We start from the raw sequence: 13,156 nt of genomic DNA on the forward strand, positions 1-13,156 counted from the left end.
CTCCGCCTGCGGCCTTGGGCAAACACCCCGGTTTTTCTTTTCTGGAGATCGAGATATGGAACTCGATATCGTGGCGCTTTCGCGCCTGCAATTTGCCCTTACGGCGCTCTACCACTTTCTCTTCGTCCCTCTCACCCTCGGGTTGTCGATCCTGCTGGCCATCATGGAAACGGTCTATGTCATGACCGGCAAAACGGTCTGGCGGCAGATGACCAAGTTCTGGGGCACGCTGTTCGGCATCAATTTCGTGCTCGGCGTTTCGACCGGCATCGTCATGGAATTCCAGTTCGGCATGAACTGGAGCTATTACAGCCACTATGTCGGCGACATCTTCGGTGCGCCGCTTGCCATCGAGGGCCTCATGGCCTTCTTCCTGGAGGCGACCTTCGTCGGCCTGTTCTTCTTCGGCTGGGATCGCATGTCCAAGGTCGGCCATCTCGCGGCGACCTGGTGCGTGGCGCTCGGCTCCAACTTCTCGGCGCTGTGGATCCTGATCGCCAATGGCTGGATGCAGAACCCGGTCGGCTCGGCCTTCAATCCGCAAACCATGCGCATGGAGGTCAATGACTTCTTCCTTGTGCTGTTTAATCCGGTCGCCCAGGCGAAGTTCGTGCACACCGTCTCGGCGGGTTATGTCACGGCCTCCATCTTCGTTCTCGGCGTTTCGGCCTGGTACCTGCTGAAGGGCCGCGAGATCGAGCTTGCCAAACGCTCGATGACGGTGGCGGCCTCCTTCGGTCTCGCCGCCTCGCTTTCGGTCGTCGTCCTCGGCGACGAGAGCGGCTATGAAGCCTCCGAACACCAGAAGATGAAGCTCGCCGCCATCGAGGCGATGTGGGAAACGGAACCTGCGCCGGCCGCCTTCACCGCCTTCGGCTTTCCCGACCAGGAGACCCGCGAGACCCATTACAAGGTGGAGATACCCTGGGTCATGGGCCTGATCGGCACCCGTTCGCTGACCACCGAAATCCCGGGTATCGACAGCCTCGTCAGGAGCGCCGAAACCCGCATCCGCCGGGGCATCGTCGCCTATGACGCGCTGCAGACCATCCGCGCCGCCGGCACCACCACGGCCATCGACCCGGCCGTCAAGGCAAGGTTCGAGGATAACGGCCTCGATCTCGGCTATGCGCTTCTCCTGAAGCGTTACGTCGCCGATCCGCGTCAGGCAACCGACGAGCAGATCGCCAGGGCGGCGACCGACACCATCCCCAACGTGCCGACCCTGTTCTGGGCCTTCCGCTTCATGGTCGCCCTCGGCTTCTATTTCATCGCGCTGACGGCCGTGTTCTTCGTCATCTGCAGCCGTCACACCCACACGAAGCGTCCGTGGTTGCTGAGGGTCGCGGTCTTCTCCATCCCGCTGCCGTGGATCGCCGCGGAACTGGGCTGGATCGTCGCGGAGGTGGGGCGCCAGCCGTGGATCATCGAAGGCGTGCTGCCGACTGCCGCCGCCGTCTCCAATCTCGGAGCGACGACGCTGCTCTTCACCATCGCCGGTTTTACCGCGATCTACACCGTCCTCTTTATCGTCGAGATGGGGCTGATGCTGAAGGCGATCCGCAAGGGACCGGAGCCGGACGACGAACGCCCCGGACATCCGGAACCCGAACTCATTTCGAAGACCATCGTACCGGCGGAGTAAGACCATGATCCTGCACACGCTTATCGATTACGAAATCCTCCGCGTCATCTGGTGGCTGCTTCTCGGCGTCCTGCTCATCGGCTTTGCCGTGATGGACGGCTTCGACCTCGGAGTGGCCACGCTCCTGCCCTTCGTGGGTCGGGAGGACACCGAACGGCGCGTCGTCATCAACACCATCGGCCCGGTCTGGGAAGGCAACCAGGTCTGGCTGATCCTCGGCGGCGGGGCGATCTTCGCCGCATGGCCGCCGCTCTATGCGGTATCCTTCTCGGGCTTCTATCTGGCGATGTTCGCGATCCTCTTTGCGCTCATCCTGCGCCCGGTCGGCTTCAAGTACCGCTCGAAGCGCGAAAGCACCACATGGCGCAGCGCCTGGGACTGGGCGCTCTTCGTCGGCGGCCTCGTGCCGGCGCTGGTCATGGGGGTCGCGGTCGGCAATGTCCTGCAGGGCGTGCCGTTCCACCTCACCGACGACCTGCGCATCTTTTATGACGGCACGACGCTGTTCGAGCTCCTCAACCCCTATGGCCTGCTCGCCGGCATCCTGTCGGTTTCCATGCTCGTCATGCACGGCGCCGGTTGGCTGACGCTGAAGACCTCCGGCGCCGTCAACGCCCGCGCCCGTCGGATCGGCATGGTCGCGGCCATCCTGACTGTCGTGCTCTTCGCCGTCGGCGGTGTCTGGCTGACGGCGATCGACGGCTATCGGTTCACGTCGGCAATCGATCCGGCAGGCCCCTCGAACCCGCTCTACAAGACGGTCGAGGTCGCGTCCGGCGTCTGGTTCCAGAATTATGCCGCCCATCCCTGGATGACGGCCGCGCCGGCGCTCGGCTTCCTCGGCGCGCTCGGTTCGCTTCTCGCCTTCGCTGCGAAGAAGGACGGGGCGCCGTGGCTGATGAGTTCGGTGTCGATCCTCGGCATCGTCTCGACGGTCGGGCTGTCGATGTTCCCCTTCATCCTGCCGTCGAGCGTCGATCCGCGGTCCAGCCTCACGGTCTGGGACGCCTCCTCCAGCCACATGACGCTGTTCATCATGCTGGTCTGCGCCGTCATCTTCGTTCCGATCATCATCGCCTACACCTCCTTCGTCTACCGGGTGCTGTGGGGCAAGGTCGACGCGAAGGACATCAACGATCCCGCCAACCACGCCTATTGAGGAAAGGAAACCGTCATGTGGTATTTTTCCTGGCTACTCGGCCTGCCGCTTGCCGCTGCCTTCGCCGTGCTCAACGCCATGTGGTACGAGCTGATTGACGCGCAAAAGAAGGAAGACGCCAAAAAATCGAAGTAGGCCTGTCGCCGGCAGCCCGCTTGCTCAAAGGTTGAGCGCATAGCGGGTGTGCCGGCGCTCGCCGGTCCGCGTCAAAATGCCTTTCTCCACGAGGTCGTGGAGATCGCGCGTCGCCGTTGCGCGCGAGGTTCGCGTGATCGCGATATAGTTTTCGGCGCTGAGCCCGCCCCTGAAACCCGCCGGCCCCTCGCGGAACATGCGCTCGACGACTTTCTCCTGCCGTTCGTTCAACTGCTGCCGGAAGCGGTCGTAGAAGCGGGCCTTGCCGATATGGAACGCGACGCGCTTCAGGGTCGTCTGCTGCGATTCCAATATGGTCTCGGCGAAATAGACGAGCCATCCGGTGATATCGAGCGTGCGCTGGTGCCGCTCGAGCTGGTCGTAATAGGTCTTGCGGCTGCGCTCGATCGTATAGGCAAGCGCAATCAGGCTGGGCTGGCCGATGTTCTGCGAAAGCGATTTTTCGGCAAGCGCCCGGCCAAGCCGGCCGTTTCCGTCCTCGAAGGGGTGGATGCTCTCGAAATAGAGGTGGCCGATCCCCGCCCGGGTCAGCGCGGGCAGGGGGCTTTCGCCCCCCGGCGCCGATCTGTTGAACCAGTCGACATAAGCCTGCATTTCGGTCGGCACCCGTTCCGATGGCGGCGCTTCGAAATGGACGGTCGGCTTGTCGTGACGGCCGGAGACGATCTGCATCGCGTCCTCATGGGTGCGATATCCGCCGATCGTGCCGATATGGCGGTTGCCGGTCATCAGCATGCCGTGCCAGCGAAACAGGGTTTCATGATCGAGGGGCGCGGCCCAGCCGTCATAGACGTCGACCATCATTTCCGCGATGCCGCGCTCCTGCGGCCGGACCGGCCGGTCGTCGCTTGCAAGGCCGAACTGCCGGCGCAGGGAGGACTGGACGCTCAGCCTGTCGAGCATTTCTCCCTCGATCTCGGAGGTCTTCACCGCCTCGTCGCTCAGAAGCTCGACGCGCAGCAGCGTGCGTTCCTCCTCGCCGACATGGCGGACAGCCCCGATCACCTCGCCCGACGACAGCAGAAAGCGGCGCTCCAGCGGTTCCAGCACCGCCGCGTCATACGTGAAGGATGGCCAGAATTCCTGGGTCCAGTTCCATGCCATGAGTTATAGGGTCCGTTTCTATAACTCACAGTAGCCTATTTCGGTGAGCAATAGCAAACGGGTCTATAACTCACGGCCCGCAATGACTGACGTCCGCCGGCATGGAAAACCAGTCCGGCCAGGGGACCTGAGGCCATGTCCGTGTTTGTTGCCGCCTGCCCTGACCGGCCGTTCCGCTCAGTCCGCCGGAGCCTCCCCGTCGCTTTCCCCATCGACCAGGGTCATGGGCCAGAGCAGGCGGTGCGGCTGTTCCGGATACATGTCCCGATAGGCCGGCATGGTGCCGAGCAGGGTCTCGGCAAGCGCGATGCCGAGGTCACGTAGCGACAGGGTGAAACTCGTCAGCCGGGGCGAGAGGAAGTGGGAATGGGGGCTCTGCTGGCCGATCACGGCAATGTCGCGGCCCGGCAGGAGCCGGGCTTCCTGAAGCCCGCGGTAAAGGCCGGTGGCGATCGCCTCGTTGACCAGCAGGATCGCGCTCGGCCTGGGCGTGCAGGCGATCAGCTGCCGGGCGATCTGGTAGCCGCCGGCCTCGTTCGGCGTCGAGCGGAACACGTGCTCGTCGGCGAGGTCGAGCCCGTGGCGCCGCAGCGCCTGCCGGCATGCATCGACGAAGACATAACCGAGGTTGATGTCGTCATGCGGCCGGGTGATCGCGATGCGCCGGTGCCCGCGGGCAACGAACCGGTCGACGGACGCCTGCGCCATGCCCTCGAAATCGAGGTCGATCCAGGGCTGGCCGCCGTCGGTGAGGCTTCTGCCGAGCGTGATGAAGGGGATCTTGCGTCGGGCGAGAAGGTCTATGCGCGGATCGTGCCGCCGGGTGGCGGACAGGATCAGGCCGTCGGCGAAGCCTCGGGCGACGATGCGCTTCAGGTAGTCGTCCGGATCTTCCTCCGAGGAACAGAGAAGGGCGACAAGGTCGAGCTTGTGACGGGCAAGCACGGTCTGCACGCCGTCGAAGACGCTCATGAAGAAGGTATCGCCTTGTCCGGTGATTTCGCTGCCGGTCTGCATCATGAAGCCGATGACGCCGGTCGCGCCCTTGCGCAGAGACCGGCCCGACTGGTTGGCGACGTAACCGAGCGAGGCCGCAGCCTCCAGCACCCGCTGCCGCGTCTGCGGGTTCACGTCGGGCTTGCCGTTCAAGGCGCGGGACACCGTCCCGATCGAGATGTCGAGATGTTTCGCAAGCTCGCGGATTCCCTTCATTTTCCGGAGGCCCCCTCTGATGTCCGGACGAAGACTTCCTCGCCCTCTTGACACGATTTTCGTTTCATAGATAGTATCGTAAACGTTTACGGACGCCAATCGAGGAGTTTGCGGCATCCGTTTCCGGGAGGACATCGGTGACATACAAGGCAGTTCTGTGCGGGTGCGGAGCCATGGCCAAAGGCTGGCTCAAGGCGCTGACGACGGTCCCCGCTCTCGTCGAAAGCGTGACGGTGGTCGGGCTCGTCGATCTCGACCGGGCGACGGCTGCGGCGCTTGCAGCGGAGTTCGGCCTGTCGGATGCGGTCGTCGGCACCGATCTGGAAGAGGTTCTCGCCACGACGCGCCCCGACATTCTCTTCGATATCGTCATTCCCGCTGCCCGCCGTTCCGTGGTGGCGGTGGGTCTGGCGCATGGTTGCCACGTGCTCAGCGAAAAGCCGATGGCGGCCTCTCTCGACGAGGCGCGCGACCTGCGACGGCTCGCCGATCAGGCCGGCCGCCTGCATGCCGTCGTTCAGAACCGCCGCTACATCGCCGGCGTGCGCCGCATCCGCCGCATGATCGAGGAGGGGACGCTCGGCCGCCTCACCGGGCTGCATTGCGATTTCTTTCTCGGGCCGCATTTCGGCGGCTTCCGGGAGGCGATGGACAACGTGCTGCTGCTCGACATGGCCATCCATACCTTCGATGCGGCACGCTTCATGTCGGGCAAGGACCCCCTGGCGGTCTATTGCCATGAGCACAATCCGCCCGGCTCCTGGTATCGGCATGGCGCGGCCGCCAATGCCATCTTCGAATTCTCCGACGATGTCGTCTTCACCTATCGCGGCTCCTGGTGCGCCGAGGGCGGGCCGACGAGCTGGGAGAGCGCATGGCGCATCACCGGCACCTCGGGCACGCTCCTCTGGGACGGCGCCGACAGGTTCGAGGCGAACGTCATCGCCGGAACGGACGGGTTTTTCCGTCCGACGACGCCCGTGACCGTGCCGCTGCCGGAAAGCGAGGCGGACACCCACGGCCATCAAAGCGTGATCGAAAGCTTCATCGCCGCGATCCGCGCCGGCAGCCGTCCTGAAACGGACGGCCGCGACAACATCAAGAGCCTTGCCATGGTTTTCGGCGCGATCGACAGCGCCCGCGACCGCAGGCGTGTCACGATTGCAGCATAGGGATATTTCCATGACGAACCCGGCAAAATCCATCCGTATCGGCACCATGGTCAGCGCCACCAAGGGCGACGCGGCAAGGCGCATCGGCCAGATCGCCGATCTGGGTTTCGAGAGTTTCGAGCCCTTCTTCTGGCAGACGACCAACGGCCAGGATCTCGCCGAGCTCGGCAAGCGCTGCCGCGAGGCGATCGGCGACCGGGATATCACCATGTCGACCCTCGGCATGTTCGGCAATCCGCTGGAGGAAACCGACATCGACCTCCAGACCTTGCAGGGCTGGAAGGACTGCATCGACAATGCGCATCACTTCGGCGCGACCTGTGTCGCCGGGTTTACCGGGCGCCTTCGCGGACGGCCCCTGCCGGAAAGCCTGCCGCGCTACAGGGAGATCTGGAGCGAGCTTGCAAGGCGCGCGGCCGACAGGGGCGTGAAGATCGCCTTCGAGAACTGCGCCATGGACGGCAACTGGCAGAGCGGCGACTGGAATATCGCCCATAATCCCGACGCCTGGGAGCTGATCTTCAACGAAACGCCCGACGAACACATCGGGCTCGAATGGGAGCCGTGCCACCAGATGGTCTATCTCATCGAGCCGATCCCGCAGATCCGCAAATGGGCTACGAAGATTTTCCATGTCCACGGCAAGGATGCGACCATCCGCTGGGACGTCATCCGGGAGCACGGCATCTTCGGCCGGGAGAAGTTCGTCTTCATGCGCACGCCGGGCTTCGGCGATACCAACTGGACGGACGTCGTCTCGGAACTCAGGCTCGCCGGCTGGTCGGGCTCCATCGATATCGAGGGCTGGCACGATCCGGTCTATCGCGACGGGCTCGAAATGACCGGCCAGGTGCACGCCCTCAACTATCTGAAGAGCTGCCGGGGCGGCGATTTCGTCAACGATCCCGCATGAGGCGGGCATAGGGCATGCCGCCCGGTATGGAGGATGCCGGGCGTTGAAGGATAACCAAAGGAGGAGATCATGGGTATCCGCAAATATGCAATGCTTGGCGCTATCGCCATCGCGTCCGTCTCCCTGCCGGGCCTTTCGGCCAGGGCCGAGGACGTGACGATCAGCGTCTGGTCGCTCGACCGCGACATCCAGCCGGCGCCGAACCTCGTCAAGGATTTCAATGCGCTCAACACCGGCATCAAGGTGGAATACCGGCAGATCCAGTTCGATGATGTCGTCAGCGAGGCCATGCGCGCCTATTCGACGGGCCAGGCGCCTGACATCATCGCGATCGACAATCCGGAACACGCGCTTTTCGCCTCGCGCGGCGCCTTTCTCGATCTCACCGACATGATCGCCGCGTCCGAGGTGGTCAAGCCGGCGAACTACTTCCCCGGCCCTCTCGCCTCGACCATGTGGGAAGGCAAGAACTACGGCATTCCCAAGGCGACGAACACGATCGCGCTCTATTACAACAAGGATATGTTCAAGGCGAAGGGCCTCGATCCGGACAAGCCGCCGCAGACCTGGGACGAACTGCTCGAGGCCGCCCGCAAGCTCACCGATCCCTCCGCAAACGTCTACGGACTGACCTTCTCGGCGAAAGCCAACGAGGAGGGCACGTTCCAGTTCCTGCCCTGGGTGCAGATGGCGGGCGCGAGCTACGACAACATCAATGCCGAGGGTGCGGTCAAGGCGCTCGACACCTGGAAAACGATCATCGACGAAAAGCTTGCCTCGCCGGATACGCTGACGCGCAGCCAATGGGATTCGACCGGTACCTTCAATTCCGGCAATGCCGCCATGGCGATTTCCGGTCCTTGGGAGCTCGACCGCATGGTGGAGGAGGCGAAATTCGACTGGGGCGTGGCGTTGCTGCCGGTGCCGGAGGCAGGGGCCGAACGTTCCTCGGCGATGGGCGATTTCAACTGGGCGATCTTCGCCAACACCAAGCATCCGAAAGAAGCCTTCAAGGTGCTCGAATATTTCGTCTCGCAGGACAACCGCATGTTCAAGGATTTCGGCCAGCTTCCGGCCCGCTCCGATATCGCCATTCCCGAAACGGGAGAGGCAAAGAAGGACGCGGCCCTGAAAGTCTTCGTCGAGCAGCTGAAATACGCCAAGCCGCGCGGGCCTCATCCCGAATGGCCGAAGATCTCGAAGGCGATCCAGGATGCCATCCAGGCGTCGCTCACCGGGCAGATGTCCTCCAGGGAGGCGCTTGACGAGGCGGCGCGCAAGATCAAGGCCGTCCTCGGCTGACCTGCGAGGCCGCACGGCCGGTCCGCTGGGCCGATGGCCCGGCGGTCGGTTACTCTGACGCCGGCCCTCCCCGGAGGGGGAGGGCTCGATGGCCGCCACGCGGCCGCTGCAACCATTCCTCCCGGCGGGGCCGTTCCGCGCGAATGCGGGACGGTCTCCAGGGAGGCGGAGGAGCCCATGAAGCGACTTTTCTCCAGCATCATCGACGGCAGAGGGTTCGACGTCGCGCTCGTGGCGCTGCCGCTTGCCTTTCTGCTTTCCATTTCCGGCCTCGCTCTTGTCTACAACGTGGTGATGAGTTTCCAGGAGGTCGACATGTTCAGCCTCGGTACGCTCTGGCGGCCCTTCGTCGGCTTCAAGAACTACCGCGATCTCTTCGCCCAGCCCGAGACGCTGCCGATCCTTGCCAATACCGCGATCTTCGTCGTCGCTTCCATCGCCGGCCAGTTCGTCATCGGTTTCGGGCTTGCTTTGTTCTTCTGGACCAGCTTCCCCGGCGCCTCCTGGCTGCGGGGCCTGTTTCTCGTCTCCTGGGTCATGCCCGGCCTCGTCGCCGGCGCGATCTGGAACTGGATTTTGTCGGGAGATTTCGGTGTCCTCAATTTCATCCTGCGGGAAAGCGGGCTCATCTCGGGCAACATATTCTGGCGCTCCGATCCGGATTATTCGCTCTGGGCGGTCGTCATCGCCAATATCTGGCTCGGCACGTCCTTCAACATGATCCTGCTCTCAGTCGGCCTGTCGGCCATTCCCGGCGATCTCTACGAGGCGGCGGAACTCGACGGCGCGAATGCCTGGCAACGCTTCCGGACGATCACCCTGCCGATGATGCGTTCGTCGATCGGCGCCATCGTCGCGCTCGGCCTCATCTTCACGCTGCAGCAGTTCGACCTCTTCGCCGCGATCACCTCGGGGGGGCCGAACAACTCGTCCAACGTCACGCAATACTGGGCCTGGGACATGTCCTTCCGACAATACGACTTCGCCAAGGGCGCCACGATCTCGGTCATCATGATCGTCTTCGTCATGATCGCTTCCATCGTCTATGTCCGTTCGACGCGCCACGAGGTGAGGGGATGAGCGACACGACCCGCGACAGGCTGATGCTCGGCGTGGCGGTCGTGCTTGCCGCCATCTATCTCTTCCCGCTCTACTGGATGTGCATCACGGCGCTCAAATCCGGCTCGGCGATGTTTGCCAACCCGCCCGACTTCTGGCCGCGCGATCCGCAATGGCAGATCTACGGCCAGGTCTGGGAAAGCCGCAACATGGGCCGCTATATCTGGAATTCGCTGGTGATCGCCTGTGGTGCGGTGTCGGTCATCGCCATATTCGGCACGGGCTGCGCCTATGTGCTGGCCCGCTACCGCAATGTCTGGATCGATATCGGCCTCTTCCTCGTCCTCATGCTGCAGGTCCTGCCGGCCTCGCTGATGATTACGCCGATCTTCGTCGGTTTTTCGCAGCTCGGGCTTCTCGCCTATCCGCGGCTTGCTGTCATCCTGGCGATTGCCGCGAAAAGCATGCCCTTCTTCATCGTCCTGGTGCGGGCCACCTTCATGAGCGTACCGCAGGAACTGGAGGAGGCGGCGCTGGTGGATGGAAACTCGCGCGTCGGCGCCTTCTTCAGCATCGTGCTGCCGCTCGCCCGAAACGGCATATTGGTCAGCGCCATCCTGATCTTCATGCAGGCCTTCGGCGAGTTCGTCTATTCGAAGTCGATCATCCAGGCCGTCGAGCTTCAGCCCGCAAGTGTCGGCCTCAATACCTTCATGGGGCCCAACACCAACGAATGGAACAAGATCATGGCCTACGCGACCATCTATGTGACGCCTATCCTTGCCATCTTCGTCCTGCTTCAACGCCGCATCGTTTCCGGCCTTACCTCGGGAGCCCTCAAATGACGAACCAGATCGAGTTGACTGCCGTCAACAAATATTACGGGGCCTATCACGCGCTGAAGGACATCGAGCTTTCCATCCGCAAGGGCAGCTTCACCGCGCTTGTCGGCCCGTCCGGCTGCGGCAAGTCCACGCTGTTGCGCTCGCTGGCGGGGCTGGAGAAGATCTCGACGGGCACGCTGAAGATCGCCGGCGAGGTGATGAACAGGACGCCGCCGCGCAAGCGCGACGTCGCCATGGTGTTCCAGTCCTATGCGCTCTATCCGCACATGACGGTCGAGGAGAACCTGACCTACAGCCTGCGCATTCGCGGCACGCCGAAGGCGCAGGCGAAGAAGGCCGCGGAGGAGGTCGCCGCGACCACCGGGCTTTCCCATCTGCTCGGCCGCTATCCGCGCGAGCTTTCCGGCGGCCAGCGCCAGCGCGTCGCGATGAGCCGCGCGATCATCCGCAACCCCAAGGCCTTCCTGTTCGACGAACCGCTCTCCAACCTCGACGCCGCGTTGCGAGTCCATATGCGCAAGGAAATCCGCGCCCTGCACGACCGGCTCGGCGCAACCTCGGTCTATGTGACCCACGACCAGATCGAGGCGATGACCATGGCCGACCATGTCGTGGTGATGCGGGCCGGGGTCATCGAACAGCAGGGCCGGCCGCTCGATCTCTACGACAGGCCGGTCAACAGGTTCGTCGCCGGCTTCATCGGCTCGCCCGCCATGAATTTCATTCCCGCGACCGGCGGCGAGGACGGCCGCTCGGTCGTGCTCGATCTCGGCGAGCGGCAAAGCGTCGGCCTCGACTATCCCGTTCCGCCCGGACGCAAGCTGATCGCGGGCCTGCGGCCGGAACACATCGCCATTGCGCCGCAGGGCGCAGGCATGCTGAAGGCGCCCGTCGCGGTCGTGGAATCCACGGGGTCGGCCACCTATGTCACCACGGCGACGACACCGGAACTGGCAATCGTCGTCAACGGCCGGGCGGAGCTGTCGGCCGGCGAGGTGCTCGGCCTCGATTTCGCTCCCGGCCACCTGCACCTCTTCGATGCCGTGACGGAGCAGCGGCTCTGAGCTTTCAGGGCGAGGGGGAAGGGACGGGTTGGCCCGATGCCGTTCAGGCCGGCTTGATGTACCAGCCCCAGGGCTCCTCGCTGTTGAACGCGGTGATCTGCTTGGTCTCGAGATAGTTGGAAAGGCCCCAACGGCCGAGTTCGCGGCCGATGCCCGACTGCTTGTAGCCGCCCCACGGCGCTTCGGTGAAGGTGGGCTGCGAGCAGTTGATCCATACGATCCCGGCGCGGAAGGCCCTGGCGACCCGTTCGCAGCGGGCCTTGTCCTTCGACATGACGGCTGCGGCGAGGCCGAAGCGGCTGTCGTTCGCCATGCGGATCGCATCCGCTTCGTCCCTGAACGGTCTGACGCAGACGACGGGGCCGAAGATCTCCTCGGTCCAGACGAAGCTATCCTCTGCCATGTCGGTGAGGATGGTCGGCTCGAGGAAATAGCCCTTGTCGAGACCGGCGGGCCGCTTGCCGCCGCCGGCGACGACAGCACCTTCCGTCTTGCCGCGTTCGATGGCGGCCAGAACCTTGTCATACTGGCCCTTCGAGACGAGCGGGCCGAGCAGCGTTCCATCCTCAAGCCCGTTGCCGATGCGGATTTTCGCGGATTCGGCGACAAGCCGTTCCATGAGAGCCGGATAAAGGCTGTCCTCCACCAGAACCCGCGAGGTCGCCGAGCAGACCTGCCCCTGGTTCCAGAAGATGCCGAACATGATCCATTCGACGGCCTTCTCGATGTCGCTGTCGGCGAAGACGACGAAAGGCGACTTGCCGCCCAGTTCCAGGCTGACATTCTTGATGTCGCGTGCCGCCGCCGCCATGATCTTCGCGCCCGTCGGCACGGAGCCGGTGAAGGCGAGCTTGTCGACGCCGGGATGTTCAGAAAGCGGCTGGCCGGCCTCCGCGCCTAGCCCCGTCACAATGTTCAGCACGCCGGCCGGAAGACCCGCTTCCTCGACGATTGCGCCCAGTTCCAGCGCGGTGAGCGGCGTCAGTTCGGAAGGCTTCAGCACCATGGTGCAGCCGGCGGCAAGGGCGGGAGCCACCTTCCACGAGGCCATCAGCAGCGGATAGTTCCACGGGATGATCGCGCCGGCGACGCCGATCGGCTCCCGCACGACCTTAGAGGAAAAGCGGGGCTCGGCGAGCGCGATCGCTTCTTCCGGATTGTCGTCCAGCTCTTCGGCAAGGCCGGCATAAAAGGCGAAGCAGCCTGCCGTATCCTCCATGTCCCAGATGGCTTCCGGCAGGGGCTTGCCGTTGTCGATGACTTCGAGCCGGGCAAGGTCATGCTTGCGGGCGAGGATGATTTCGGAGATGCGGCGAAGGACCTTCGCCCGTTCCCTGCCGGAAAGTCTCGGCCACGGTCCCTGGTCGAAGGCAAGGCGTGCTGCTTTCACGGCAGCATCGATGTCTTCCTTCGTGCCCGCGGGCGCCCGATGCACCAGCTCTTCGGTTGCCGGATCGATGACCGGGAAGGTGCCGCCCTTCGCCGGGGCCTGCCACTTGCCGTCGATGAAGAGCCTGTCACGCAT

12 protein-coding genes are annotated in these 13,156 nt (G+C 63.9%); 9 read left to right on the top strand and 3 right to left on the bottom strand.

The window, feature by feature from the left end; translation table 11 throughout:
- The first annotated feature begins 55 nt into the window (after positions 1-55).
- The 3 genes from ACLBKR_RS21350 to cydX are packed head-to-tail and all read left to right on the top strand — an operon-like array spanning position 56 to position 2,939.
- Positions 56-1,645, top strand: a complete 1,590-nt coding sequence (locus ACLBKR_RS21350; protein WP_113438729.1) for a cytochrome ubiquinol oxidase subunit I — start codon at positions 56-58, stop codon at positions 1,643-1,645.
- 4 nt (positions 1,646-1,649) lie between these two features.
- Entirely contained in the window at positions 1,650-2,804 is a 1,155-nt protein-coding gene (cydB, locus tag ACLBKR_RS21355; RefSeq protein ID WP_113448097.1) for a cytochrome d ubiquinol oxidase subunit II, read from the top strand.
- Positions 2,805-2,819: 15 nt separating this feature from the next.
- A complete protein-coding gene (cydX, locus tag ACLBKR_RS21360) occupies positions 2,820-2,939 on the top strand; it encodes a cytochrome bd-I oxidase subunit CydX (protein ID WP_112829606.1) in 120 nt (39 codons plus the stop codon).
- Between the two features lie 24 nt (positions 2,940-2,963).
- On the opposite strand, the gene ACLBKR_RS21365 is transcribed toward cydX, so the two are convergent.
- A complete protein-coding gene (locus tag ACLBKR_RS21365; RefSeq protein WP_113426388.1) occupies positions 2,964-4,064 on the bottom strand; it encodes a Fic family protein in 1,101 nt (366 codons plus the stop codon).
- A 177-nt stretch (positions 4,065-4,241) separates the two neighbouring features.
- The gene (locus ACLBKR_RS21370; protein WP_113466253.1) at positions 4,242-5,276 is read right to left on the bottom strand and encodes a LacI family DNA-binding transcriptional regulator; all 1,035 of its coding nucleotides are present in this window, start codon (positions 5,274-5,276) and stop codon (positions 4,242-4,244) included.
- Positions 5,277-5,413: 137 nt separating this feature from the next.
- Between ACLBKR_RS21370 and ACLBKR_RS21375 the strand changes: the two genes are divergently transcribed.
- From ACLBKR_RS21375 to ACLBKR_RS21400, 6 genes are all read left to right on the top strand, one after another.
- Positions 5,414-6,448 (top strand): Gfo/Idh/MocA family protein, encoded by a 1,035-nt coding sequence (locus ACLBKR_RS21375; protein ID WP_414901934.1) that lies wholly within the window; start codon positions 5,414-5,416, stop codon positions 6,446-6,448.
- Between the two features lie 10 nt (positions 6,449-6,458).
- Positions 6,459-7,361 carry a sugar phosphate isomerase/epimerase family protein gene (locus ACLBKR_RS21380; protein WP_414901936.1) on the top strand — a complete coding sequence of 301 codons (903 nt, stop codon included), beginning with the start codon at positions 6,459-6,461 and terminating at the stop codon, positions 7,359-7,361.
- A gap of 69 nt (positions 7,362-7,430) precedes the next feature.
- The gene (locus ACLBKR_RS21385) at positions 7,431-8,663 is read left to right on the top strand and encodes an ABC transporter substrate-binding protein (protein WP_414901938.1); all 1,233 of its coding nucleotides are present in this window, start codon (positions 7,431-7,433) and stop codon (positions 8,661-8,663) included.
- 177 nt (positions 8,664-8,840) lie between these two features.
- Positions 8,841-9,743 (top strand): carbohydrate ABC transporter permease, encoded by a 903-nt coding sequence (locus tag ACLBKR_RS21390; RefSeq protein WP_113426390.1) that lies wholly within the window; start codon positions 8,841-8,843, stop codon positions 9,741-9,743.
- The gene (locus ACLBKR_RS21395; RefSeq protein WP_112829613.1) at positions 9,740-10,567 is read left to right on the top strand and encodes a carbohydrate ABC transporter permease; all 828 of its coding nucleotides are present in this window, start codon (positions 9,740-9,742) and stop codon (positions 10,565-10,567) included. The genes ACLBKR_RS21390 and ACLBKR_RS21395 overlap by 4 nt, the downstream gene beginning before the upstream one ends.
- Positions 10,564-11,631 (top strand): ABC transporter ATP-binding protein, encoded by a 1,068-nt coding sequence (locus tag ACLBKR_RS21400; protein ID WP_113426391.1) that lies wholly within the window; start codon positions 10,564-10,566, stop codon positions 11,629-11,631. Before ACLBKR_RS21395 ends, ACLBKR_RS21400 begins: the two co-directional genes overlap by 4 nt.
- Positions 11,632-11,674: 43 nt before the next feature.
- Here ACLBKR_RS21400 and ACLBKR_RS21405 read toward each other — a convergent pair whose 3' ends face one another.
- Entirely contained in the window at positions 11,675-13,156 is a 1,482-nt protein-coding gene (locus ACLBKR_RS21405) for an aldehyde dehydrogenase family protein (RefSeq protein WP_414901941.1), read from the bottom strand.

The organism is Paenirhizobium cremeum, assembly GCF_047553425.1.
Taxonomy (GTDB): Bacteria; Pseudomonadota; Alphaproteobacteria; order Rhizobiales; family Rhizobiaceae; genus Allorhizobium; species Allorhizobium cremeum.